The sequence below is a fragment of the Rhizobium sp. NPDC090279 genome, from assembly GCF_044769665.1.
GTDB lineage: Bacteria > Pseudomonadota > Alphaproteobacteria > Rhizobiales > Rhizobiaceae > Rhizobium.
Window position 1 is genome coordinate 183,101 of record NZ_JBIVYI010000004.1, and the last position, 22,797, is coordinate 205,897.

At 60.0% G+C, this 22,797-nt stretch carries 25 protein-coding genes; 12 read left to right on the forward strand and 13 right to left on the reverse strand.

Going from position 1 to position 22,797, the window contains the following annotated elements; translation table 11 throughout:
• Position 1 precedes the first annotated feature (1 nt).
• Positions 2-1,177 carry an FMNH2-dependent alkanesulfonate monooxygenase gene (gene ssuD, locus ACIQWP_RS11565; RefSeq protein WP_402786618.1) on the reverse strand — a complete coding sequence of 392 codons (1,176 nt, stop codon included), beginning with the start codon at positions 1,175-1,177 and terminating at the stop codon, positions 2-4.
• A 195-nt stretch (positions 1,178-1,372) separates the two neighbouring features.
• Positions 1,373-2,341 carry an aliphatic sulfonate ABC transporter substrate-binding protein gene (locus tag ACIQWP_RS11570; protein WP_402786621.1) on the reverse strand — a complete coding sequence of 323 codons (969 nt, stop codon included), beginning with the start codon at positions 2,339-2,341 and terminating at the stop codon, positions 1,373-1,375.
• Between the two features lie 155 nt (positions 2,342-2,496).
• On the opposite strand from ACIQWP_RS11570, the gene ACIQWP_RS11575 reads away from it, so the two are divergent.
• Entirely contained in the window at positions 2,497-3,480 is a 984-nt protein-coding gene (locus ACIQWP_RS11575) for an NAD(P)-dependent oxidoreductase (RefSeq protein WP_402786624.1), read from the forward strand.
• A gap of 61 nt (positions 3,481-3,541) precedes the next feature.
• Here ACIQWP_RS11575 and ACIQWP_RS11580 read toward each other — a convergent pair whose 3' ends face one another.
• From ACIQWP_RS11580 to ACIQWP_RS11590, 3 genes are all read right to left on the reverse strand, one after another.
• Positions 3,542-4,030, reverse strand: a complete 489-nt coding sequence (locus tag ACIQWP_RS11580; RefSeq protein WP_402786627.1) for an Lrp/AsnC family transcriptional regulator — start codon at positions 4,028-4,030, stop codon at positions 3,542-3,544.
• A 66-nt stretch (positions 4,031-4,096) separates the two neighbouring features.
• Positions 4,097-4,729 (reverse strand): uracil-DNA glycosylase family protein, encoded by a 633-nt coding sequence (locus tag ACIQWP_RS11585; protein ID WP_402786630.1) that lies wholly within the window; start codon positions 4,727-4,729, stop codon positions 4,097-4,099.
• Positions 4,726-5,301: a thermonuclease family protein gene (locus tag ACIQWP_RS11590; protein WP_402786632.1), complete on the reverse strand. Its 576-nt coding sequence runs from the start codon at positions 5,299-5,301 to the stop codon at positions 4,726-4,728. Before ACIQWP_RS11590 ends, ACIQWP_RS11585 begins: the two co-directional genes overlap by 4 nt.
• 123 nt (positions 5,302-5,424) lie before the next feature.
• On the opposite strand from ACIQWP_RS11590, the gene ACIQWP_RS11595 reads away from it, so the two are divergent.
• Entirely contained in the window at positions 5,425-6,954 is a 1,530-nt protein-coding gene (locus ACIQWP_RS11595; RefSeq protein WP_402786635.1) for a sensor histidine kinase, read from the forward strand.
• A gap of 20 nt (positions 6,955-6,974) precedes the next feature.
• Here ACIQWP_RS11595 and ACIQWP_RS11600 read toward each other — a convergent pair whose 3' ends face one another.
• Entirely contained in the window at positions 6,975-7,367 is a 393-nt protein-coding gene (locus ACIQWP_RS11600; RefSeq protein ID WP_402786638.1) for a diacylglycerol kinase, read from the reverse strand.
• 186 nt (positions 7,368-7,553) lie between these two features.
• Positions 7,554-8,570: a nicotinate-nucleotide--dimethylbenzimidazole phosphoribosyltransferase gene (gene cobT, locus ACIQWP_RS11605; protein ID WP_402786641.1), complete on the reverse strand. Its 1,017-nt coding sequence runs from the start codon at positions 8,568-8,570 to the stop codon at positions 7,554-7,556.
• Between the two features lie 127 nt (positions 8,571-8,697).
• Here cobT and ACIQWP_RS11610 point away from each other — a divergent pair, with 127 nt between their 5' ends.
• The 4 genes from ACIQWP_RS11610 to ACIQWP_RS11625 all read left to right on the forward strand — a co-directional run bounded on the left by ACIQWP_RS11610 (position 8,698) and on the right by ACIQWP_RS11625 (position 11,420).
• The gene (locus ACIQWP_RS11610) at positions 8,698-9,474 is read left to right on the forward strand and encodes an adenosylcobinamide-GDP ribazoletransferase (protein ID WP_402786644.1); all 777 of its coding nucleotides are present in this window, start codon (positions 8,698-8,700) and stop codon (positions 9,472-9,474) included.
• A 19-nt stretch (positions 9,475-9,493) separates the two neighbouring features.
• On the forward strand, positions 9,494-9,715 hold the full coding sequence (locus ACIQWP_RS11615) for a DUF1289 domain-containing protein (protein ID WP_402786646.1): 222 nt from the start codon (positions 9,494-9,496) through the stop codon (positions 9,713-9,715).
• Positions 9,712-10,413, forward strand: coding sequence for a TIGR02281 family clan AA aspartic protease (locus ACIQWP_RS11620; protein ID WP_402786649.1), 702 nt, complete (start codon positions 9,712-9,714; stop codon positions 10,411-10,413). The genes ACIQWP_RS11615 and ACIQWP_RS11620 overlap by 4 nt, the downstream gene beginning before the upstream one ends.
• A 104-nt stretch (positions 10,414-10,517) precedes the next feature.
• On the forward strand, positions 10,518-11,420 hold the full coding sequence (locus ACIQWP_RS11625) for a DMT family transporter (protein WP_402786652.1): 903 nt from the start codon (positions 10,518-10,520) through the stop codon (positions 11,418-11,420).
• 30 nt (positions 11,421-11,450) lie between these two features.
• On the opposite strand, the gene ACIQWP_RS11630 is transcribed toward ACIQWP_RS11625, so the two are convergent.
• The 6 genes from ACIQWP_RS11630 to ACIQWP_RS11655 form a co-directional block, all read right to left on the reverse strand.
• A complete protein-coding gene (locus ACIQWP_RS11630; protein ID WP_402786655.1) occupies positions 11,451-11,984 on the reverse strand; it encodes a GNAT family N-acetyltransferase in 534 nt (177 codons plus the stop codon).
• The gene (locus ACIQWP_RS11635; protein WP_402786658.1) at positions 11,981-13,312 is read right to left on the reverse strand and encodes a bifunctional folylpolyglutamate synthase/dihydrofolate synthase; all 1,332 of its coding nucleotides are present in this window, start codon (positions 13,310-13,312) and stop codon (positions 11,981-11,983) included. Before ACIQWP_RS11635 ends, ACIQWP_RS11630 begins: the two co-directional genes overlap by 4 nt.
• Before the next feature lie 183 nt (positions 13,313-13,495).
• On the reverse strand, positions 13,496-14,257 hold the full coding sequence (locus ACIQWP_RS11640) for an ABC transporter permease (protein ID WP_402786661.1): 762 nt from the start codon (positions 14,255-14,257) through the stop codon (positions 13,496-13,498).
• A complete protein-coding gene (locus ACIQWP_RS11645) occupies positions 14,254-15,180 on the reverse strand; it encodes an ABC transporter ATP-binding protein (RefSeq protein ID WP_402786664.1) in 927 nt (308 codons plus the stop codon). Before ACIQWP_RS11645 ends, ACIQWP_RS11640 begins: the two co-directional genes overlap by 4 nt.
• A gap of 385 nt (positions 15,181-15,565) precedes the next feature.
• Entirely contained in the window at positions 15,566-15,820 is a 255-nt protein-coding gene (locus ACIQWP_RS11650; protein WP_402786667.1) for a hypothetical protein, read from the reverse strand.
• A 106-nt stretch (positions 15,821-15,926) separates the two neighbouring features.
• A complete protein-coding gene (locus tag ACIQWP_RS11655) occupies positions 15,927-17,117 on the reverse strand; it encodes an extensin family protein (RefSeq protein ID WP_402786670.1) in 1,191 nt (396 codons plus the stop codon).
• A gap of 244 nt (positions 17,118-17,361) precedes the next feature.
• On the opposite strand from ACIQWP_RS11655, the gene ACIQWP_RS11660 reads away from it, so the two are divergent.
• From ACIQWP_RS11660 to ACIQWP_RS11685, 6 genes are all read left to right on the forward strand, one after another.
• The gene (locus ACIQWP_RS11660) at positions 17,362-17,751 is read left to right on the forward strand and encodes an acyl-CoA thioesterase (protein WP_402786677.1); all 390 of its coding nucleotides are present in this window, start codon (positions 17,362-17,364) and stop codon (positions 17,749-17,751) included.
• Positions 17,752-17,755: 4 nt separating this feature from the next.
• Positions 17,756-18,346 (forward strand): hypothetical protein, encoded by a 591-nt coding sequence (locus ACIQWP_RS11665; RefSeq protein WP_402786680.1) that lies wholly within the window; start codon positions 17,756-17,758, stop codon positions 18,344-18,346.
• Positions 18,347-18,467: 121 nt separating this feature from the next.
• A complete protein-coding gene (locus ACIQWP_RS11670) occupies positions 18,468-20,060 on the forward strand; it encodes a sel1 repeat family protein (RefSeq protein WP_402786683.1) in 1,593 nt (530 codons plus the stop codon).
• A 55-nt stretch (positions 20,061-20,115) separates the two neighbouring features.
• A complete protein-coding gene (locus ACIQWP_RS11675) occupies positions 20,116-21,186 on the forward strand; it encodes a hypothetical protein (protein WP_402786686.1) in 1,071 nt (356 codons plus the stop codon).
• 151 nt (positions 21,187-21,337) lie between these two features.
• Entirely contained in the window at positions 21,338-22,174 is an 837-nt protein-coding gene (locus ACIQWP_RS11680; protein WP_402786689.1) for an RDD family protein, read from the forward strand.
• A gap of 101 nt (positions 22,175-22,275) precedes the next feature.
• The gene (locus ACIQWP_RS11685; protein ID WP_402786692.1) at positions 22,276-22,791 is read left to right on the forward strand and encodes a hypothetical protein; all 516 of its coding nucleotides are present in this window, start codon (positions 22,276-22,278) and stop codon (positions 22,789-22,791) included.
• Positions 22,792-22,797: the final 6 nt, after the last annotated feature.

Sequence of the window (22,797 nt, forward strand, 5' to 3'; positions counted from 1 at the left end):
GTTACGAGCCGGAAACGACTTTCAGATTGCCGCCATGGCTGCCGCCGGCAAAAATCTGCTTGGCACCGAACTCATTGCGGAAGCCGGCACGCTGCTCCTCGCGGTTCAATCCCAATTCAGGGAAGAGAAGCTCTGCCACACGGTAGGCCTCTTCCAGATGCGGATAGCCGGAGCCGATCACGGTTTCGATGCCGATCTCCTGATATTCACGCAGCCTTGCAGCGACCGTCTTCGCCGAACCGACCAGAGCCGTGCCGGCACCGGCGCGCACAAGGCCAACACCGGCCCAGAGGTTCGGCGATACTTCGAGCTTGTCGCGGCGGCCGCCATGCAGCGCTGCCATACGCTTCTGGCCGACGGAGTCGGACTGCTTGACGAACTGTTCCTGTGCCTCGCGGATCGTCTCGTCGTCGAGCTTGGAAATCAGCTTGTCGGCCGCTGCCCATGCCTCTTCATCCGTCTCGCGGACGATGAAATGCAGGCGGATGCCGAAGCTGACCTCGCGTCCGCGCTTGGCAGCGGCGGTCCGCACCTTCTCGATCTTTTCGGCCACCTGCGCCGGCGGCTCGCCCCAGGTCAGGTACTTGTCGACGCGGCCAACAGAGAACTCGATGCCGGCATCGGAAGAACCACCGAAATAAAGCGGCGGGCGTGGCGACTGCACCGGCGGCAAGCCGAGCTTTGCATTCGTCGCCGTGATATATTTGCCATTGAACGTCGAGGACCCCTTCTCCAGCAACTCCTCCCAGACATGGAAAAACTCGTCGGCATGGGCGTAGCGTTCGTCGTGTTCGAGATGAATGCCGTCGCCCGCCAGCTCTGCCGGGCTGCCGCCAACGACGATGTTGAGCAGCACGCGGCCGTTCGAAACGCGATCGAGCGTCGAGGCAAGGCGCGCATAATAGGCAGGCGACGCCGTACCTGGCCGTATCGCGACCAGGAACTTCAGCTTCTGCGTATGGGCCGAAAGCGCTGCAGCCGTCACGAAGGACTCTTCGCAGGAAACGCCGGTCGGCAAAAGCACGCCGGTATAACCAAGCCTGTCAACCGCCTGCGCGATCTGCTGGAGATAGCCGATCTCCGGCCCGCGATTGAGATCCGTCGTACCAAGATAGGTGCCGTCGCCGGAGGTCGGAATGAACCAGAGGAAATCGATGGGTTTTGCGATCGCGGTCATGAAGCTTTCCTGCCTTCTGGATGCGCGTGGTCGGGAGCCACTGCCGATGTTCAATCCGGATAGTGACATAGACTATTGATTATATCGACAATATGGATTTTCTAATCGCCGGTGTCAGACGAAATATTTTTGCCGAAAGAGCCTGCACCCTTAGTGTTTCGGGTGCAGACCGCATCCGCAGGCGGCTTTGTCGCCTCAGCTCGCCTTCGGCCGCCAGACGATGTCCGTGATGTTGAGCTTCTTCGGAACGATGCCGAGATTATAGAATTCGTCGGCCAGTCCCTGCTGATAAGCCACCGCCGCATCGGTGATCGTCGCGACGCCGCCGAGATCGCCGCCCGGGCGCGTCAGCGTCACCCGCGTCACATCAGCGGGAACGCCGGTGATTTCGGAGAGTGCCGTAACCGTGTCGTCGAGATTGGACTGGGCAGCCGCCCCAACCTTGGCCAATTCATCGATGACATCGACGATGACTTGCGGGTTGTCCTTGGTGAAATCGCCGTTCGCCAGGAAATAGCTGAAGGAATCGACGATTCCTCGCGCTGTCGTCAGGATGCGCGTGTCCGGATCGGCTTCCGCGATGGCAAGATAGGGGTCCCAGATGGACCAGGCATCGATGGCGCCCGTCTTGAAGGCGGCAGAGGCGTCCGGCGGTGCGAGATCGAGCGCCTGGATGTCGTTGATCGTCAGCCCACCCTTGCGCAATGCCTTGACGGTGACGTTGTGGGCGCTGGAGCCGCGCTTGAAGGCGACCTTCTTTCCCTTGAGATCGGCAAGCGTCTGGATCGGCGAATCCTTGCGCACGAGAATGGCCGAGCTCTCGGGGCTGCCGGTATAGAGACCGACATAGAGCAGATTGCCGTTTGCAGCCTGCGCAAACAGCGGCGGCACATCGCCCGTGGCGCCAAAATCAAGCGCGCCGGCGCCAAGCGCTTCAAGCAGCGGCGGACCGGATGTGAATTCGGACCATTCGACCGAGATGCCACGATCGGAGAGCCGCTTTTCCAGCGCCCCCTTGCGTTTCGCCAACGCCAATACGCCGTTCTTCTGCCAGCCGATACGAAGCGTCGTCGCCGCGGCGGCACGCGCCGGCCGGATCGAGGGCAATGCGAAGGCGGCGGCTGTGGCCCCGAGGAGGCCGAGTGTCTGTCTGCGCGAAATCATCGAAGATACCTTTTTATGAGGCCTCGGCGCTTCCGCTGCCATCGGCTTGTTGTCGATAGCCTAAGATCGCAAATCCATAGATTATATCGACAAAGGATATTATGAAGATTCACGCCGATAACGAAATTTCATTCCTACATTAGCTAAAAATAGAAATGAAATTTCAAATCATATGCCATGGTGACAAGTTGCCCGACAAATCGGTCTTTCGTCTCCCTGGCCTTTCCGCTAAGCCTTCGAAACAAATTCGGTCACGGAGTTATGAAATGGCAAAGGTCTCGTTCATCGGCATGGGTGTCATGGGCTATCCCATGGCCGGACATCTGAAGGTCAAGGGCGGGCATGACGTCACCGTCTACAACCGCACTATCGCCAAGGCCGAGGCATGGGCCAAGCAATATGACGGCAAATTCGCCCCGACGCCGGCTGAAGCCGCCGAAGGTGCCGATTTCGTCTTCGTCTGCGTCGGCAATGACGATGATCTGCGCTCGGTGACCACGGGCGAAGGCGGTGCCCTTTCAACCATGAAGACAGGTTCCGTTCTCATCGACAACACGACCGCAAGCGCCGAAGTCGCCCGCGAGCTTTACGCAGCCGCCAAGGAAAAGGGCGTCGACTTCATCGACGCGCCGGTTTCCGGCGGACAGGCCGGCGCGGAAAATGGCGTGCTGACCGTCATGTGCGGCGGCGATGAGGCCGTGTTCGAGAAAGCCCGCTCCGTCATCGACGCCTATGCCCGCATGGTCGGCCTGATGGGACCGGCCGGCGCCGGTCAGCTGACCAAGATGATCAACCAGATCTGCATTGCCGGCATCGTCCAGGGCCTGGCCGAGGGCATTCACTTCGGCAAGCAGGCGGGGCTCGATATCGAAAAGGTTGTGGAGGTCATTTCCAAGGGTGCCGCCGGCTCCTGGCAGATGGAGAACCGCCACAAGACCATGAATGCCGGCAAATATGATTTCGGCTTCGCCGTGGACTGGATGCGCAAGGATCTCGGCATCGTGCTGGATGAGGCCCGCCGCAACCAGGCCAAGCTGCCGCTCACAGCCCTCGTCGATCAGTTCTACGGCGATGTCCAGGCTATGGGAGGCAATCGCTGGGATACCTCCTCATTGCTTGCGCGGCTGGACAAGAAATAGAGAGTCGCCGCAAATTGGCGGCATCTGCTGAGCGCCTCATGAAAGCGGCGCTCAGCTCATATCAGTCCTCGTTGGACTTGGCATTTTCCAGCAGCATATAATCGAGCGGCAGTTCCGTCGAATACTTGATCTGCTCCATCGCAAAGGCCGAGGATACGTCACGGATTTCGATCTTGGCGATCATGCGCTTGTAGAAGGCGTCATAGGCGCCAATATCGGGAACCACGACCCGCAACAGATAGTCGACATCACCGCTCATGCGATAGAATTCGACGACTTCCGGAAAATCGGCGATCACTTCGGAAAAGCGCTTCAGCCATTCGATCGAGTGGCTGTTGGTGCGGATGGATACGAAAACCGTGACCTTGGTGTTGACCTTTTCGGGATCGAGCAGCGCCACGCGACGGCGAATGACGCCATCCTCTTCCATCTTCTGGATGCGGCGCCAGCATGGCGTCGTCGACAGCCCGACCTTCTTGGCGAGGTCGGCCACGGCCAGAGTGGAATCCTCCTGCAGGAGGCGCAGGATTTTGCGGTCAAGACGGTCCATTTTAAGCATCCCTTCGAATTATATTCTCTCTATAGCCTATTTTAAGGACGAGAAAAGAACCATTTTTCAAGAGATCAGGATTTTCACACGTTCTTGTAATACGGGAAGCAGCTCCGCCTCGAACCAGGGATGGCGTTTCAACCACCCACTGTTGCGCCAGCTCGGATGCGGTAATGGCAGAACTGCGGGCGACCGGTTGGTCAGAAGATAGCGACGCCACTCCGCGACCGTCTCGGTCATGGAACCCATGCGTTGCGCGCCAAGGTGCCAGGCCTGCGCATATTGACCGATCGTCAGGATCAATTCGATCTGCGGCATCGCGTCCATCGCCCGCTGCCGCCACAGCGGCGCGCACTCCTTGCGCGGCGGCAGGTCGCTCCCCGCCGCATCATAGCCGGGAAAACAGAAGCCCATGCCCATCATGGCGAAATGATCCGGATTGTAGAAACTCTCGCGATCGACCGCGAGCCACTGCCGCAAACGATCTCCGGAGGCATCGTTGAACGGCAGGCCGCTCTCGTGAACGCGCAATCCCGGCGCCTGCCCCGCAATCAGTATCCGGGCCGTCGCCGACAGCGTGGCAACCGGCCGCGGCTCATGCGGCAAGCGATCCGCCTCCCCCTTGGCCGGCGCGTCCCGACAGAGACGACAGGCAGCAATCGCTGAACGCAAGGCCTGCAACTCACTCTCCTGCGTCATGGCGTGCTCCACCCGACAAGTTCGCGCAGATAGCCGAACAATCCTGCTATCGGATCGCGTTCCTCGCCATGCGCCATATGCTCTTCGCGCCTATAGTCGCTCGGCCTTTCGAAATCACCGGCCCAAAGTCCGGCTTTCGCCTGCCGCGCGATGCGCTCCTCACTGGCATAGGCACCATAGGAAACCGCCATGCCATTGCGCACCATCGCGGCGTTGATATCGAGATCCCCGACAACGCAAGTCACCAGCAGGCGACCATAGCCATCCCTCTCGCGCCCCCGACATTCGGGCGCTCCGGTCTTAATCATTGTGGCAAGCGCCTTGCGCGCTTCCTCGCCGCAAGCCCAGTCCGCGCCGTTACGCTGGCAGCGCTGCCTATATTCGGGAGCATCGATCCCTTTGAGCCTCAGGCGCTCGCCATTGGTGGAAAGCGTATCGCCATCGATGACATAAAAGCTGCCGTTTTGAACAAGTTCCGGTCGATTATTCATCTTCAACGCGAATAATGCAAGAATAGCAAGCAACGCGAAAGTGGCCACGCCGTCACGAAACAGGCGGCCAGACCGCATCACGTTGTTGCCTCCTTCAAGAACAAATCCTTGGCGAAGATGGCAAACAAAACATTTCGACGCAGCATCTTCTTAAGGTTTGGAAGCTAGTGTGTAGTCTCAAGCAGGCCAAGTTTCAATGTAACCATGAGCACCGGCGTCAGCACATCGACAGATAAAAACATTGTCGACCGATCGCGCAGTCACCGTAACCGGGCTGTGTCGAAGGCCGTGCGGCAAACGCGCGAGCGCCTGCAGAGTGGCCATAGCCGCAATTTCGACCGCGAACTCATGATGATGCATATCGACACTTTGCGGCAGGGTGCCGCCGTCGTGCCGATCTTCGTCATCGTCGTTGCGGTTCTCGGCGTCTACCTGACGCATGACGCGAGCATCCTCTTTTGGACCATTCCGATCCTGACGGCGCATGCCATCAACATGCTGATCGGCCGGCGGGCAAAGAAACAGGAGATGTCGGCCGAAAGCGCCAGAAAGTGGCGACAGCTGCTTTTGCTGGGGCAATTGCTCGTCGGCTTCTGCTGGGCGCTCTTCACCATGCAGAATTGTTCGACCTGTGGTGGCGATAGTTTCGCCTTCTACAAGGGCACGACCTTGCTCGTGGCGATCTGTATCACGGCAATGTCCAGCTTCATGCTGCCGCGGGCCGTTCCGTTTTCCTTCGCGCCGGCAACCGTGGCGCTGGTTGTAACGGCCATCCTGACGCGAAGACCTTCCGATATCGCCCTCACCGCAGCCATCTCGGTTGCTGTGATATTCTTCACCTTCATCACCAACCGCATGTATCAGTCGAACCTGAAGATCCTCTTCTTCCAATCGGAAAAGGACGACCTGATTGCGGAGCTGGAGGTTGCGAAATCCATGTCGGACGAAGCACGACGGCGCGCCGAGGAGGCAAATCTCGCCAAGTCGCGCTTCCTCGCTTCGATGTCGCATGAGCTCAGAACGCCGCTGAATGCCATTCTCGGCTTTTCCGAAGTCATGTCGGCGGAGGTCATGGGGCCGCTCAACAATCCGACCTATCGCGAATACACCACCGATATCCACCGGTCCGGCCAGCACCTGCTCAATCTGATCAACGAAATCCTCGACCTCTCGCGCATCGAGGCCGGCAAATACGAATTGAACGAGGAAGCGATTTCCCTCCTCGACATTGCCGAGGATTGCATCGGCATGGTGCAGCTGCGCGCCCGCGGCAAGAACATCTCGATCTCCTCGCAATTCGAAGCGCAGCTGCCCTCCGTCTGGGCCGATGAGAAATCCATGCGCCAGGTGATCCTCAATCTTCTGTCGAATGCGGTGAAGTTCACCCCGCAGGGCGGCGAGATCAGCGTCAAGGTCGGCTGGACGGCCGGCGGCGGTGAATATGTGGCGATCAAGGATAACGGCCCCGGCATTCCCGAAGAGGAAATTCCTGTGGTGCTTTCAGCCTTCGGCCAGGGCTCCATCGCCATCAAGAGCGCCGAACAGGGCACGGGCCTGGGCTTGCCGATCGTGCAGGCCATTCTGGCCAAGCACGACGGTCAGTTCATGCTGAAATCCAAGCTGCGAGAAGGCACCGAGGTCATCGCCATATTACCGGCGAAGCGCGTGCTGCAAAGCCTGCCAGCGGTCGAGGACGCCCCGCTCGTCGAGCGGCGCAAGAAGAGTTTCGCCTAAGCGAAACTCAGATTCCATGTCTAGCGGAACAGCAGATGGCTGCCGATGACGTAAAGCAGGTAAATTCCAGAAGCGACCAGCATGCAGAGAACGGCAAACGAGCCAAGATCCTTGGCATGCTTGCCGACATTGGAAATCTCGGGCGAAATACGGTCGATCACCTCTTCCACCGCCGTATTCATGGCCTCGACCGCGAACACGCCGAGAAACAGCACCATGGCAATGACGATCTCGCCGATGGTCGCGCCGACGGCGATCAACAGGATCAGTCCCACCCCGGCAAAAAGAAGCTCCTGGCGAAAGGCGGATTCCTGCAGCAACCGTTGAAACCCGCCCCAGGAATAGCCGGCAGCGGCGAAAAAGTGCCGAAACCCGGTCTCCTTGGTGACCGCTGATTTTGAAAATTCAGCCATTCGCGCTCCGCCCGTATTGTCCCGGTTGCAATCTGGATGCCTTGCGAATACCGCCTCACCGTGGGCGAAGCAAGGCGACACCGCTCGTCGACCTCAAGATTCATTGCAGATTTATGACGAAAACCGGTCATCGACAGGAAAATTAGCGGCGAAACGCCTATTTCAACATCTCGCCGCTCCGATTTTCTAATGCTTGTTGGTCACGCCGGCGCTTTCGAACGTCGCCATGCCGGAATGGCATGCGGCCGCAGCCTTGACGATGCCGGCGGCCAGCGCGGCGCCGGTGCCTTCGCCAAGCCGCATGCCGAGCGCCAGAAGCGGCGTCTTGCCGAGCTTCTCGATGGAGCGCAGATGGCCCGGCTCCGCAGAAACGTGACCGATCAGACAATGATCGAGAGCCGAAGGATTGGCTGCCTTCAAAATCGAGGCGGCGGCCGTCGCGACGTAGCCGTCGATGATGACCGGGATGCGCTCCATGCGCGCGGCAAGGATGGCGCCGGCCATCGCAGCAATCTCGCGACCGCCGAGGCGACGCATGATTTCGAGCGGATCAGACAGATGGTCGCGGTGCAGCGCGACCGCCTTCTCGACGGCGGCGATCTTGCGCTTTAGCATTTCGCCTTCGGAACCGGTGCCTGGGCCGACCCAGTCTTCCGCCTTACCGCCATAGAGCGCGTAGTGAATGGCCGCGGCGATCGTGGTATTGCCAATGCCCATTTCGCCAATACAGAGCAGATCGGTGCCGCCGGCAATAGCCTCCATGCCGAAGGCCATGGTCGCGGCGCAATCGCGCTCGCTGAGCGCCGGCTCCTCCGTGATGTCGCCCGTCGGAAAATCGAGTGCGAGGTCGAAGACCTTGAGACCGAGGTCGTAGGCGACGCAGATCTGGTTGATCGCTGCTCCGCCGGCGGCGAAGTTTTCCACCATCTGCTGCGTGACGGAAGGCGGAAACGGCGTAATCCCCTGCTTGGTGACACCGTGATTGCCAGCGAAGATCGCCACCAGAGGCCGGGTCACGGCCGGAGAACGTCCGGTCCAGGCCGCCAGCCAGAAGGCGATCTCCTCGAGCCTTCCGAGCGCGCCCGGCGGCTTGGTGAGCTGCGCATCACGTTCGCGCGCCGCCACGAGCGCCCGGGCATCCGGTCCCGGAAGCTCGCGTAGCAATGCGCGGAAATCGTCGAATGGGAGGCCGCTGACGCTCATGAATGCGTTCCTTGTCTTTTAGTCTCAAATCAGGTTCTTTGCGTGCGACTCTATTAGTCTTCGGAATCGGTGCGAACAACTCCAAAAGCGCCCGATGCTGTCGCGCCCATGGCGGGGAGAAGAAGAAATGCGGGAATATATGCGTGACACCGCGCGCGCCGTTGCTTTCTTGAGCCGCATCCCCGTGCCGGCATCCTTCTTCGAGGGCCATGACGGCACGCTCGCGCGCGTTTCCCGCAGCTTTCCCCTTGCCGGCTTGCTCATCGTGCTGCCGGCGGCGCTGACCTTCGGCACGCTGCTTGCCGTCAACGCCGATCCTTTGATGGCGGCGCTGCTGGCGCTCGCAGTACAGACGGTCACAACCGGTGCTCTTCATGAGGATGGGCTGAGCGACACCGCCGACGGGATTGGCGGCGGCAAGGATCGCGAGCGGGCGCTCGAAATCATGAAGGATAGCCGCATCGGCACCTATGGCGCAGCTGCGCTTATCCTGTCCTTCGGCTTGCGCGCGGCAGCGCTTGCAGCCCTCGCGCGCGAACTGCCGGCCTCCGAGGCCCCGGTCGCAATTCTCGCAACCGCCGCCCTCAGCCGCGGCGCAATGGTCTGGCACTGGTACGCGCTGCCGCCGGCCAAAGCGGATGGGCTCGCAGCATCGGCGGGCAAGCCGGATGGCGATGCCATGCAACTGGCGCTGATCGCCGCACTCGGCCTCGCCGTGCTGCTCGTTTGGCCTGCGATAGGCGTTCCGGCGCTCATTGGCTGCCTTCTCGCAACAAGTGCCGCGACATTTCTTGCCACCCGATATGTGCGCCAAAAATTGGCCGGCCACACAGGCGATACCATCGGCGCGACCCAGCAGATTTGCGAGATCGCCTCCCTGTGTACTCTTGCCATGTGCGTTTGAAGCATCGATATATGATCTCATGCTGACACCCTGCATCCTCGTCTGCTCCATCGACCTAAATACCGGCTATTGCTTCGGTTGCGGCCGCACGGCCGCCGAAATCGGCGCCTGGATGGGCTATAGCGACGACGAGCGCCGCGAGATCATGCTGGCACTTCCGGAGCGTCTGACCAGGGTCGAGCGCAAGCCACGCCGGGAAACCCGCCGCCAAAAAATGGCACGGGAGCGCAGTGCCGTATGAACCGCTTGAACATCGTTCTCGCCATTCTCGGCATCGGTCTCGCACTGCTCATCTTCAACAATAATACCGGCACAACCTTCGGCATGCACAATGACGACTTTGCCCGTGTCGTCTATCTCCTGCCGATCGCGCTGATGATGAGCGCCGCCGTCTGGGCAAGCCGCCAAACGGTCAGCCAGTCGATCCGCAATCTCCTGATCTGGCTGGTCATCATCATGGCGCTCGCGACCGCTTATATCTATCGACGCGATGCCGAACAGGTCGGAAGTCGCGTCTTCGCCGGCCTGATGCCCGGCCATGCGGTCGTCGTCACGACGAGCGAAGGCGGGCAGGAAGTCATCCTTCACAAGCGTTCGAACGGGCATTTCGAAGCCCGGGTCATGATCAACGGCCAGCCGATCGACATGCTGATCGACACTGGCGCCAGCACCATCGCCTTGTCGCAGGAAGACGCCGAGCGCGTCGGCATCATTCCGGAAAACCTCACCTATTCCCAGACAGTGTTAACCGCCAACGGCCGCGCCAGGGCAGCCCCCGTGGAACTCGGCTCGGTGGCAATCGGCCCGATCAAGCGCAGGGATGTCGAGGCGAGCGTGGCCGAAGCCGGCAAGCTCGACCAGAGCCTGCTCGGGATGAGTTTTCTCGAAACCCTAGGATCGATGCAGATGCAGACCGACGAACTTCGGCTGCGCGACTGAGGGAAATGCTATCGCATGCGATAGTTCGGTTGGGACCGAAGCATTCGCCCCTCTCTTCACTCTAAAAGACGGCATGTCCGAACCGCATGAAGAGTGAAACACTAATGACACCAGCAAGACCCAACCTGACGACCGAACTTTTGCTTCTCCTCGCGCTCGCGACCTGCTGGGGCGCGTCCTACACCTTCATCCGTGTCGGGGTGGCGACCATTCCGCCGATCACCTTGATCGCTGCCCGCACCTTGATCGCCGGTGTCGTTCTGTTCGCGATCATCCGCTGGCGCGGCCTGAGCCTGCCGAGGGATGCGGCCACCTGGAAGCGCTTTCTCATTCAATCCTGCCTCAACAGCGCCATTCCCTTCACGCTGATCGCCTGGGCGGAACAGACTGTCGATGCCGGTCTTGCGACCATATTGAATTCCACGACGCCGATCTTCGCCTTCCTGATCGCCGCGTTCCTGCTGCGCAGCGAGCCGCTGACGGGACGCAAGCTTTTCGGCGTGCTTGCCGGCATGGCGGGCATTTGCCTGATTATCGGCATCGATGCGCTGCATGGCATGGGCCGCCAGCTGCTGCCACAACTCGCCGTCGTCGTAGCATCGATCTGCTATGCCTGCGCGGCGCTGTTCGGCCGCAATTTCAAGGGGCTCGATCCGATGATGCCGGCGGCCGGCTCGTTGCTTTGCGGCGCTGCGCTTCTCATACCCGCGAGCGTGGTTTTCGAGCATCCCTGGCAGATCGCACCATCGACGGCTTCGATCCTGGCGCTGCTCGGCCTGTCGGTCGTCTCCACCGCGCTGGCCTTCAGCATCTATTTCCGGCTCATCCAGACCCTGGGCTCGGTCGGCACGACGGCGCAAGCCTATCTACGTGTCCCCATCGGCGTCGGCATCGGCGTGGTCTTCCTCGGAGAGCCCCTGTCGCCGACGGCAGCCATCGGCCTCGTCTGTGTCGTGGCAGGCGTCATGGCGATGACCATCGCGCCGCGCAAGCGGGCCGCAGCCTGAAGAAATCAGTCCAGGCCAGCTCGCATAGGACTATCCGATCAGAAGAGACAGGTCGTCCCATGCGAAGATGAGATTGTCGGAGCGCCAGAGCGGGCCTGGATCGGTATATTGACCGATCAATCGCCCTCCGATCTTGCGGTAGAAATCGATCGCCGGTTCGTTGCCGACCACGACGCCGAGCCCTGCAGCCGAATATCCTATCGACGCCAGTTCAACAGCCATATCCCGCATCATGCGGCGACCGAGCCCCTGACGTTTGACGGAGGAATCAATATAGAGCGACTTGATCTCGCCACGTCCCTCGAATGCCGGCTCGGACGGCGCCGCAATCGCGCCGATGCCGACGAGCCGCTCCCCCTGCACCGCCAGGCGCACGCGCTGATGTTTGCGGGGATTGGCGAGCATATTGGCCCATCGCACGCGACGGAAATCCTCGTCGAGCGCTTGATAAACATCGGCGGGCGCGAGATCGCGATAGGCGTCGCACCAGACCGCGCGATGCAGCCTGGCGATCTCAGCGACATCATCGATGAGAGCCGGTCTGATCACGATGTCCGTCGTCACTCGGCACTCCCGAGGACCGTGCCGCGCAGCGCGCCCACAAGATAGAGCGAGCCCGTCACCAGTATCCAGCCGCCACCTTCGGAAGCCTTCGCAACGCCCAGATCCAACGCCTTCTGTGGGTCCGGCTCGGATTCGCAAGCCATCCCCATCGAGGTCGCCAACGCTTCCAACTCCTTCGCCGCATGGGCACGACCCGACCCGGATGCTTCCGTGAAGACCGCATGGGCCACATATCGGGACAGCACCTCCAGAAAGCCGGGCGCATCCTTGTCGGATGCCAGCACGACGATCGCGACACAATCTCCGCCGACATCCGCCGAGCGCGTGATATCGCGCAACACAGCCTCGATATTGAACGGCACATGCGCACCATCCATGACGATGGGCAGGGTCTGACGTCCATTTCGCAGCGCAGGCGGCAGGGTGAAATCGAACCGCTCCATTCGCCCCGGCAGACGTGCCTTTTCGACAACGGCTGGTTCGAGCAGCCAAGCGCCGATCGGCTGCCTCCTTGCGCTTGCGTCCCGCACGGTCTCACCTCGCCGACCCAAGTGATCGAACACCAGACCGACCAGCGCGATATTCGTCTCCGCAATCGTCGCATCTGCCGGAAGGTCGGTTCGAAGTGCCTCGCAACCGAGTTCATCGGCACGCTGCTGCAAGACCTGTCCCGCCGCGTCGCCGGCTGCGAGCGTGGTGACAAGCGTCGCACCGGGCTTCAATATGCCGACCTTCTCCCGAGCGATCGCCTCGCGCGTAGTCCCCAGAATTTCTGTATGCTCTAGCCCGATATTGGTGACGATGGCCACTTCGCCAAAGACCACATTCGTCGAATCCAGCCTGCCGCCAAGGCCGACCTCGACCACGACCCAGTTCAAACCGGCATCTCTGAACACGACGAAGGCGGCAGCTGTTATCACATCGAACCAGGTGGCATCCTCTCCAGCGGTCACGGCTTGCTTCGCGCTCTCGTAGCTGTCCAGAACCTGCATGATCGCCTTGGCCAGCGCATCGTCCTCGACCTCCATGCCGAGAACACTGACACGCTCGTTCACACGGTCGACATGCGGCGACGCATAACGACCGACCCGCCACCCCGCCCGCAGCAATCCGGCTTCGAGAAGCGCCGAGACCGACCCTTTGCCCTTGGTGCCGGCGACATGGATGGCGCGAAAGCTCCGATGAGGATTGCCGAGCCGCTGCATGAGATCGAGCATCGGCTCAAGACCGACCCGCATCTCCCCGCGCGGCTTGCGCTCCCAGTTGGTCAGTTGATCGAGCCGGGAGAGTGCTTGGGATAGCGACTGGCTGGGATGGGACTGCGACATGGGACCGCCTCTTCAACGATTGTCTTGCGGCTCTAAGAAAGCCGCAAGCTTCATTACAGCGCCGCGCATCAAATATGACGCGCAAAGGTCGCTGTAACACTTTAAATCTGCTGCTTAATTTTGTCCTTAAATCGATTCCGATTTAAGGAATTATGCAGTAGCCCCACCCGTCCAGCACCGCCATCAGTTCCTCAACCGATAGCCGGTCCTGAAGATCCATCCGAGAACGACCAGGCAGATGACGAGGAAGAGCGTGATCATGGCAAGGCTCAGCACCGGATTGACGTCGGCGATGCCATAGAAGCTCCAGCGGAAGCCGCTGACGAGATAGAGAACCGGATTGAGATGGCTGACCGTCTGCCAGAAAGGCGGGAGCATGTTGATCGAGTAGAAGCTGCCGCCGAGGAAGGTGAGCGGCGGCACGACCAACATCGGGATCAGGTTCAGCTGCTCGAAATTCCCGGCCCATATGCCGATCATGAAGCCCAGCAGGCTGAAGGTTATGGCCGTCAGCACGAAGAACAGGATCATCATGAAAGGATGCTCGATCCTGATATCGACGAAGAAGCTTGCGGTGGCGAGAATGATGAGACCGATCAGCATGCCCTTGGTCGCCGCCGCGCCGACATATCCGAGAACGATCTCGGTCATGGCGACAGGCGCCGACAGCACCTCGTAGATCGTACCCGTGAATTTCGGGAAATAGATGCCGAAGGAACCGTTGCTGATGCACTGGCCGAGCAGCGTCAGCATGATCAGGCCCGGCGTGATGAACGCGCCATAGGAAACGCCTTCGACCAGATTGATGCGCGATCCGATCGCCGCACCGAAGACGATGAAATAGAGCGACGTGGAAATGACCGGCGAAACGACGCTCTGCAGCAGCGTGCGGCTCGTGCGAGCCATTTCGAAGGAATAGATGGACTTGACCGCTTCGAAGTTCATTTGCTTGCCCCCACGAGCGATACGAAAATATCCTCGAGCGAGCTCTGGCGCGTCGAGAGGTCCTTGAAATGAATTCCCTGCTCGGCCAGTTTCGACAGCAGGGCCGCAATGCTCGATTGCTCGTGCTGGGCGTCGAAATCATAGATCAGCGTCATGCCGTTCGGTCCGAGCGAAAGCCCATTGCCGTCAAGACAGTGTGGGATAGCTGCCAGCGGCTCGCTCAAATCGAGAATGAGCTGCTTGCGGCCAAGCTTGGCCATCAGCGCCTTCTTCTCCTCCACCAGCAACAGCTCGCCGCCATTGATGACACCGACACGATCGGCCGCCTCCTCGGCCTCCTCGATGTAATGCGTCGTCAGAATGATCGTGACGCCGGAAGCGCGCAGGCGCTCGACCACATGCCACATGTCCTTGCGCAGCGTCACGTCGACACCGGCCGTCGGCTCGTCGAGGAAAAGGATCTCCGGTTCGTGCGAGAGCGCCTTGGCGATGAGGACGCGCCGCTTCATACCGCCGGAAAGTTGGCGAAGCATGTTGTCCTTCTTCTCCCAAAGAGAGAGATCACGCAGTATCTTCTCGATGTATTCCGGCTTCGGCTTCTTACCATGAAGCCCGCGCGAAAAGCTCACAGTGTTCCAGACGGTTTCGAACTGATCGGTCGTCAGCTCCTGCGGAACGAGGCCGATCAGACTGCGGGTGGCGCGAAAATCGCGCACGACATCATGGCCGCCAACCGTTACCGAGCCCCCGCTCGGGTTGGCGATCCCGCACACGATGGAAATCAGCGTCGTCTTGCCCGCACCGTTCGGCCCGAGCAGCGCCAGGATTTCGCCCCGCTCGATGTCGAGATCGATGCCTTTTAAGGCCTGGAATCCGTTGGCATATGTTTTCGTGAGATTGCGTATGGAAATAATCGCAGCCATGATGCGGCAAAGTCCGGCTTTTATGATGAATTTCGCGGCGTTTGCACGCTATATAGCCGGTCTTGAGCTTTTACCACCCCGCGGTAGTGAAACACAGTGTTCGTTTAAGACAAATAAGCTGTCATCAAATCGTGACCTTCGTCGGGCATATAGCTCCTTAGGTGAGCAACGTTTGTCGCAACTCCGCCCAACGCCTCTTGGCGACACCGTAAGCGCCTGTATTATTGGCCGATTTATTGTCCTCGCATTCATATTGCGTGCATCATCATTGCAACATGAAGTTCTTTTCTGGCGCAGGCAAAGATCCCCGTCATTGCCTTGCACCGCTCAAGCCGGCCTAGCCGGCTTTTCTTTTTTCGCCAGCTTACGATCGAGAAAACGAGGGTTACCAGTTGCCGTTGACACCACAACCGGCCGGCGGCAGCGTCTTTTGCTCGAAGCGTGCCTTCAGCATTGCGCAGCCCTTGTCGCGAATGGGTCCTGGCATCATCGAGTTGAGACCGATGCCGACCTCATCGAACGGATTGTCGGCATAAGCGACATAGGCGTACCAGCGGCCACCGATCACGACAATGATGGCAATCAGCGCGGCAACGAGCGCCCTTCCCAGACTTCTCTTTCGTCTTGGCACGTCTTCCATGGAGCCCTCCCTCGCCCTCGGCCCGCGTACTTGAACGCGATTCCATCGATAGGTAAATCAACTTCGCGGTTCGGCAAGAGTGATTGCTGTTCCGGCGAAATGCCAATCAAAGGCTGCAATAGCGCCGGCCGCCCTTTCGGTCCCTGAGGTCGAAATGGAAGTGGTTCCAGTGCTCCGCATTGCTGCCCGGCCCGAGCACCGTATCGAAATAGCGGCAGCTGTCGCTGCGCACCGCTTTGAGCAGCCGCCCTTCCCGGAAGGAGAAAAGGCCCTTCTTGCGCACGTCGATCACGTGGCCGTTCTTCAGGATGAAGGTGCCGACGTCGATCGCATTTCCATGGGCATGCTCTGACATTGGATTATAGCGTTGCCGGCTATTGTTCATCCGTCGGCAGGAATAGCCGCCGAGCGGTACGATCGTGCCGATGCCCGTCCAGTAGCGGGTGCGTGCCGCCGGCGCGAGTTCGTTCTTCACCCATTTGGCAAAGGCGAGCGTCACCTGACAATTCAATGTGACGGCTGGTCTGACGGCGATGTTGCCCGAGAGACCGCTCAGCGAAACCGGATAGGGAACCTGGCAAGCCGGACCGTTCGAGATCGCCGGCTTGTCGATGTAGATGACGCCCATGCGCCGCAATTCCTGGCGGCAGGCGATTTCCGAAGGTGGCATCATGCCCGGCGTCGATTGCGGCGCTTCGAACTGCTGATCGAGGCGCGGCATCGGATTTTCCACACGCGGCAGCATCGCAACCTGGGTTCCCGGCTGCTGCCTCGGTATTTGCGACTGGTTGAGTTCGGCCTGGGCGGCCGGCCGCTGAACAACCGAACGATTGGTTTGCACCGGCGCATCGGTGCCGATGCCGTCAACGACGGGCTCGTCGGACTGACCCTCGGCAATACTCTGCTGCTCTTCCTGCGCCAATCCGACAACCGAGGCGGACTGCGCCTCCTCGCTAGGCCCGACGCCAAGCTCGGCATCCATATTGACGCCCTGGGACGGAACGTCCGATTGTTGTGCCAGGCCGACCTCGACATCCGTCGTGGTCACTGCCTCGCCGGCTCCTGTGTTGCGAACAGGGCCCTTATTGTAATTGCTCGAGGCGGAAACGACGGGATCTTGAACCCCTTGATAGGCGAATTGCCGCTGCGACACGCTCTTATGCGGCTTGATGGAGCCGACGCGCGAGGAACTGTCGATGCCGGAAGGCGGCACGAGACTGTCTGCCGTGCAGGCGACAAGTGCCGACGACAATAGCAATGGCAGCGCGACCCGCCGTAGAATGGGTAAAATGGTCATACTCCTGATCCGCTGCCCCAGCCACGGTCGGTAACGATTACAAATCCTAAATGGGAAGGGTGAACGAAAGCTTACCGCACGGACGCCGCCCTGTTTCAGGTCGGCACCATATGACATCGGACCGGCTGCAGACAAAGCCTGCGACCGACCGGCGTTCTCCATGGAAACGTCAACATGGCTTTTCCATCGCGGCGGGATTGCATAGGCTGACTATCGGAATCGACCATGAAACAGGAGCAGACGAATGAACGACAGCGTCAAACCGAGAGGCGAGCTGACATTGCGCACGCTTGCCATGCCTGCGGACGCCAATCCCGCCGGCGATATCTTTGGCGGCTGGGTCATGGCGCAGATGGACTTGGCAAGCGGCATCCGCGCCGCCGAACGCGCGCGCGGCCGCGTGGTCACCGCAGCGGTCAAGGAAATGGCGTTCGAGCTGCCGGTCAAGATCGGTGATACGCTGAGCGTCTTTACCGACATCGACCGCGTCGGCCGCACCTCGATCACCCTGAGCGTCGAAGCCTGGGCACATCGCGCACGCTACAACAGGCTGGAGAAGGTAACGGCCGCGACCTTCATCATGGTTGCGCTCGATGAGAACGGCCTGCCGAAGCAGGTCCCGGCGGAGAGCTGACACAATGACGACGATGAACGCGCCGGAAGTCTACGTCTATATCAGGACGGTCATGAGCATGGTGATCGGCCTTTCGCTGGCGCAGCTCCTGACGCGGCTTGCCGGTTTCGTGCAATCGCCGGGCAAGAACAAAATCTACCTCGTCCACATCGGCTGGGTACTGTCGATGTTCCTGTTCATCATCCATTTCTGGTGGTGGGAATATCGGCTGCAATCCGTCGCGCAGATCAATTTCGGCGTCTACCTCTTTCTTATCTGCTTCTGCTGCCTCTTCTATTTTCTGTGTGTGCTGCTCAATCCGCCGTCGGTCGAGGATTATGGCGGCTTCGAGGAATATTTCATCTCCCGCCGCCGCTGGTTCTTCGGCCTGCTCGCCGTCACCTATGCCGTCGACCTCATCGACACGAAACTGAAGGGCGAAGCCTATTTCCATTCGCTTGGCTGGGAATACCCGACGCGCAATATCGTCTATATCGTCCTCTGCATCATTGCCGCGATCACCGCCAACCGGCGTTTCCAGGCGACCTTCGTGATCCTCGGACTGATCTACCAGATCACATGGATCTTCCGTCTCTATGACGTATTTCCGGGATAAGGATCATATTTCGCTTGGCGGTAAAACGGCTGCCATTTCGATGTTCTACAATTCTTGACCAAGACATCGCCATATTGTTCAGGTCGATTGCCGTCTGAGACACAGGTGGGGGACTCAAGCCTTGAAGACAAAGAGCTATGCATTGGGATTGGCCTTTGCTCTTTCGTTGCCATGGCTTGCTTATGCCGAAGACCCTGCGCCGGGCCCGGCCAATACCACGATCGACCTGAAATACTGGGTGGAATTTGCAAAACAGGGCAATCCGGCCGCCCAATACGGCCTCGGCTATCGCTATGCCAACGGCCAGGGCGTGGAGCAGGACGACGCGCAGGCGGCCGATTGGTATCGGAAATCGGCCGAGCAAGGCAATGCGCAGGCGCAATATGCCCTGGCTTACATGTATGCCAGCGGTCGCGGCGTCGATACCGATCCGAAACAGGCAAACGACTGGTATCTGAGGGCGGCGCAAAGCGGCAATGCCGATGCCCAATATGCCATCGGCTACTCCTATGCCAATGGCCGGGGCATGGATGTCGATAACGAAGACGCCGTCACCTGGTATCAGAAATCCGCCGCTCAAGGACAGGCGCAGGCGCAATATGCGCTTGGCTACATGTATGCCAATGGCCTTGGCGTGCAACAGGACAAGACCATGGCGCTCGGCTGGTATCGCAAGGCCGCCGACCAAGGCCGGTCCGACGCGCAATATGCCATCGGCTACATGTATGACAACGGCCAAGGCACGGAAGAAGATCAGGAACAGGCCGTCGTCTGGTATAAGAAGGCGGGCGATCAGGGAAGCGCGCAGGGCTTATATGCCGTCGGCTATGCCTATGCCAACGGCAGGGGTGTCGGGCAGAGCGATGTCGAGGCCTATTCCTGGTATATGAAAGCCGCAGCGAAAGGCCGTGCCGATGCGCAATATGCCGTCGGCTACAGTCTTGCCAATGGAATGGGCGTCGCCAGAGACTACAGGCAGGCGCTGCAATGGTATCGCAAAGCTGCCGATCAGGGCCGCCCCGACGCGCAATATGCTATCGGCTATCTCTATGCCAACGGCCAGGGCGTGAAGGTCGATGACGGCAGCGCGGTGAGGTGGTATCGCAAGGCGGCCGAGCAAGGCGATGCGCAAGGCGAATACGCCCTCGCCTACATGTATGCAGGCGGTCGCGGTGTTGCCATGGATTACGCCAAGGCCGTTGAATGGTACGGAAAAGCCGCCGGCCAGGGCCATGCCGACGCGCAATACGCCCTCGGCTATATGTACGAGAACGGCCAGGGGACCACGGCCGACAAAGCGACAGCCGCAAGCTGGTATCACAAGGCGGCCGACCAGAACAATTCACAGGGCGAGTATGCCCTTGCCTATCTCTACTATCAGGGCGTCGGCGTTGCCAAAGACTATGGTCAGGCCGCCGATCTGTTTCGCAAAGCTGCCGATCAGGGCGACGCGCGGGCGGAATACGGCCTTGGATATCTGTATTATAACGGCTATGGCGTGCCGAAGGACTCCACAATTGCCGCCGACTGGTTCAACAAGGCGGCGGCGAAGGGATTACCGGAAGCGCAGCAAGGCCTCGGCTACATGGAAGCCAACGGCGACGGCCCGATCAAGGATCTCGGACCGCTGGGACAGGGGGCGGCCGGAAAGAAGAGCGCCGGCGACACGACGGGCTGGGTCATATTTCACTTGCTGATGGCGCTTGTGCCCTAGTGGCCGCGAAGCGTTCGGCATCTTAATTCAACGGGTTTCGACTGAGGGGTAGATCGTGAATTGGAAGAAGGGGGCCGCAGGTTTGCTCTTCGCGCTGGCGTCCATGGGGGCTGCGCAGGCCGATGTCGGACGAAACAGCTACGATCGCGGGGACATCAAGTCGGGCCTGGACTACTGGCGCCCCCTGGCGAACAAGGGCAATGTCGCAGCGCAGCTGAGACTCGGACAAATGTATGAGGACGGCAACGGTGTCGAGAAGAACCTCGACCTGGCCCTTAGCTGGTACAAGAAGGCCGCCGATCAGGGCAGTGCCGAAGCGCAGTTCAATGTCGGCACCATGTACGATCAGGGCGAAGGCGTCGCCGCCGACAAGAGCCAGGCCATTCTCTGGTACAAGAAGGCTGCAGCGCAGGGATACCTCAATGCGCAATACAATCTCGGCGTCGTCTACGACACCGGCGAAGGTGTGACCCAGGACAAGCCACAGGCTTTTGCCTGGTACAGCAAGGCGGCCGCACAGGGCGATGCCGATGCGCAGTTCAATGTCGGCACCATGTATGACCAGGGTGATGGTACGGACAAGAACAAGAGCAAGGCCGTCATGTGGTATCGCAAGGCGGCCGAGCAGGGAAAGGTCGAGGCGCAATACAATCTCGGCATCATGTACCGCGACGGCGAAGGCATCGCCAAGGACGGCGTCGCAGCCTTCTCCTGGTTCAAGAAGGCAGCCGACCAGGGCGATGCCAGCGCGCAGTTCAATATCGGCGCCATGTATGCCGATGGCGACGGGATCAAGCAGGACGATGCCCAGGCGATCGCATGGTTCTTGAAAGCCGCGGCCCAGAACGATGTCGAGGCCGAATACAATCTCGGCGTCATGTTCCGCGACGGTGAAGGCGTCGCCAAGAACGGCCCTCGGGCGGTCTACTGGTTCGAGAGGGCAGCGGAGCACCGCTACGCCGACGCCGCCTACAATCTCGCCATGATGTATCGCGACGGCGATGGCATTACCGCGGATGCGGCCAAAGCAACGGAGTGGTTCCGCAAGGCGAAGCGTCTCGGCTACAACGGCGACACGGAGGAACAACAGCAAGACCCCTCCGGCGAACAGACCATTCCGATATGACGGAACGCACAGTCCGATCGATACCATCATGCCCTGCCGTTCGCCCGCCTTCATTCCAGGCGAATCGCGGCAAAACATGCTAATGCCCACAACTTGAAGTGCGTAATGCTACGTGTTGGGCGTGGTGACACGCGCTGGGCCGGGGGAAACTATGAGTTTTGCTGCTTCCGACAACGAGACGGCCTCCTTGCCGCCTCGCTACTTCTGGCGACGAGCCGCTGCCTATCTGATCGACATCATCATCTTCCAGATCGCTTTTACGCTGCTGTTCCTCGCGCTGTCGGCGGTAACATCTTGGGACTTGACCTTGCCGCTTCTTCAGAGGCAGCAATGCGAAGAAGCAACTTCGGGGCCGCTCATTGCGAAAGTAGAGGCCGAATGGCCGCTGCAGCCCGGCGACGTGCGAAGCAACCAGCTGTGCCGCATATCCTGGCTCGGCAGCAAGGGATACACCGTCTTCGTTTCTGTGGTGGCGTCGCAACAGGGGTCGGCCACGGTGAAGCACGCCTTTTCCGTGCCTGTCGACGGCAACGGCAATCCGGTCGACCCGAACGTAACAGTAAGGCCGACCTCGAGTGTCGTTCTGCTGCTTCTCCCGTTCGCCTTCGCCCTTTGCTCGACCGGCACCCGGCGGACGCTGGGCAAGCGATTGACCTCATTGCGCGTGACAACCGTGGAAAGCAGCGCCCTGCCCTTTGGACTCGCCGCCAAGCGCGAAATGTTCAAGTTTCTGCCATTGATGCTGCTGGCCGTCGTCAATCTGGTCAGCCTGTTTTTGCTGCCGTCATATCCGCATCCGATCGACCAACTGATCCAGCAGGCACGCGATACCAACCTTCTTAATTCCATCGGCTTCTTCGCCTTGACCGGGGCACTGGCACCGCTTCTGTTCGTATTCGCACTCATCTGGTGGGTCTTCCCATTGATCATCTGGCGCGGGCAGACTTTCTACGACCGCTTCTGCGACACCATGGTCGTCAAGGAGTAACCGTCAAAATCGGGGGGATTGCCTTGGCGGGCGAAGAAATGAAAGACTATCGCCGCGCCGGGCCTGATTTGCTGCTTCTTCCCCTGAGAGGATAGATTGTCGTGAACCTGAAATATCCCATATCCCGTTTCTCGCTTCTGCCGCCGCTTCGCATGGCTCTACTGACCGCGGCGATCGTGTTGCCGCTCTCGCCGCTTCCCATAGCCTCGACGCCGGCAGAGGCCGCACCCGGCTCGTGCTGGTCGTTGCTGCATAGCAAATTCGGCCCGCAGATCGAGAAATCGGTGAACGAGGCCGATCCCTGCAAGAAGCTGCCGGGCGTCGATCACAAGGACCAGTTCGAGGTGAAGTCGCTCGATGTCTGCGACGGCCCCGGCAGCGGTGTCCAGATCAACGCACATGCCGATATGGCTTGCAAGTCGCATGGCATATTGAAGACAACAATCAAGGGCCAGCTGGACGCGTCCATGACGGTCGATGTCGGCTCCTGCCACATCACCGACCTGCATGTCGGGATCAACGGACCGATCGGCGAGCTGATATCCTCGGTCGGCGGGCTTCAGGAAGTGGCCCGCGGCTTTGCCCAGGCCAAGATTTCGGAAATCTGCGGAAAGTGACATTGA

Excerpts from the sequence above, each read along its gene's own strand:
- ACIQWP_RS11575 (WP_402786624.1), top strand. The coding sequence starts at position 2,497 with ATGAAATTTCAAATCATATGCCATGGTGACAAGTTGCCCGACAAATCG.
- ACIQWP_RS11570 (WP_402786621.1), bottom strand. The coding sequence starts at position 2,341 with ATGATTTCGCGCAGACAGACACTCGGCCTCCTCGGGGCCACAGCCGCC.
- ACIQWP_RS11665 (WP_402786680.1), top strand. The coding sequence starts at position 17,756 with ATGACGACGATGAACGCGCCGGAAGTCTACGTCTATATCAGGACGGTC.
- ACIQWP_RS11585 (WP_402786630.1), bottom strand. The coding sequence starts at position 4,729 with ATGACGCAGGAGAGTGAGTTGCAGGCCTTGCGTTCAGCGATTGCTGCC.
- ACIQWP_RS11655 (WP_402786670.1), bottom strand. The coding sequence starts at position 17,117 with ATGACCATTTTACCCATTCTACGGCGGGTCGCGCTGCCATTGCTATTG.
- ACIQWP_RS11600 (WP_402786638.1), bottom strand. The coding sequence starts at position 7,367 with ATGGCTGAATTTTCAAAATCAGCGGTCACCAAGGAGACCGGGTTTCGG.
- ACIQWP_RS11660 (WP_402786677.1), top strand. The coding sequence starts at position 17,362 with ATGAACGACAGCGTCAAACCGAGAGGCGAGCTGACATTGCGCACGCTT.
- cobT (WP_402786641.1), bottom strand. The coding sequence starts at position 8,570 with ATGAGCGTCAGCGGCCTCCCATTCGACGATTTCCGCGCATTGCTACGC.
- ACIQWP_RS11615 (WP_402786646.1), top strand. The coding sequence starts at position 9,494 with ATGCTGACACCCTGCATCCTCGTCTGCTCCATCGACCTAAATACCGGC.
- ACIQWP_RS11645 (WP_402786664.1), bottom strand. The coding sequence starts at position 15,180 with ATGGCTGCGATTATTTCCATACGCAATCTCACGAAAACATATGCCAAC.
- ACIQWP_RS11610 (WP_402786644.1), top strand. The coding sequence starts at position 8,698 with ATGCGGGAATATATGCGTGACACCGCGCGCGCCGTTGCTTTCTTGAGC.
- ACIQWP_RS11625 (WP_402786652.1), top strand. The coding sequence starts at position 10,518 with ATGACACCAGCAAGACCCAACCTGACGACCGAACTTTTGCTTCTCCTC.
- ssuD (WP_402786618.1), bottom strand. The coding sequence starts at position 1,177 with ATGACCGCGATCGCAAAACCCATCGATTTCCTCTGGTTCATTCCGACC.
- ACIQWP_RS11620 (WP_402786649.1), top strand. The coding sequence starts at position 9,712 with ATGAACCGCTTGAACATCGTTCTCGCCATTCTCGGCATCGGTCTCGCA.
- ACIQWP_RS11580 (WP_402786627.1), bottom strand. The coding sequence starts at position 4,030 with ATGGACCGTCTTGACCGCAAAATCCTGCGCCTCCTGCAGGAGGATTCC.
- ACIQWP_RS11640 (WP_402786661.1), bottom strand. The coding sequence starts at position 14,257 with ATGAACTTCGAAGCGGTCAAGTCCATCTATTCCTTCGAAATGGCTCGC.
- ACIQWP_RS11680 (WP_402786689.1), top strand. The coding sequence starts at position 21,338 with ATGAGTTTTGCTGCTTCCGACAACGAGACGGCCTCCTTGCCGCCTCGC.
- ACIQWP_RS11650 (WP_402786667.1), bottom strand. The coding sequence starts at position 15,820 with ATGGAAGACGTGCCAAGACGAAAGAGAAGTCTGGGAAGGGCGCTCGTT.
- ACIQWP_RS11595 (WP_402786635.1), top strand. The coding sequence starts at position 5,425 with ATGAGCACCGGCGTCAGCACATCGACAGATAAAAACATTGTCGACCGA.
- ACIQWP_RS11635 (WP_402786658.1), bottom strand. The coding sequence starts at position 13,312 with ATGTCGCAGTCCCATCCCAGCCAGTCGCTATCCCAAGCACTCTCCCGG.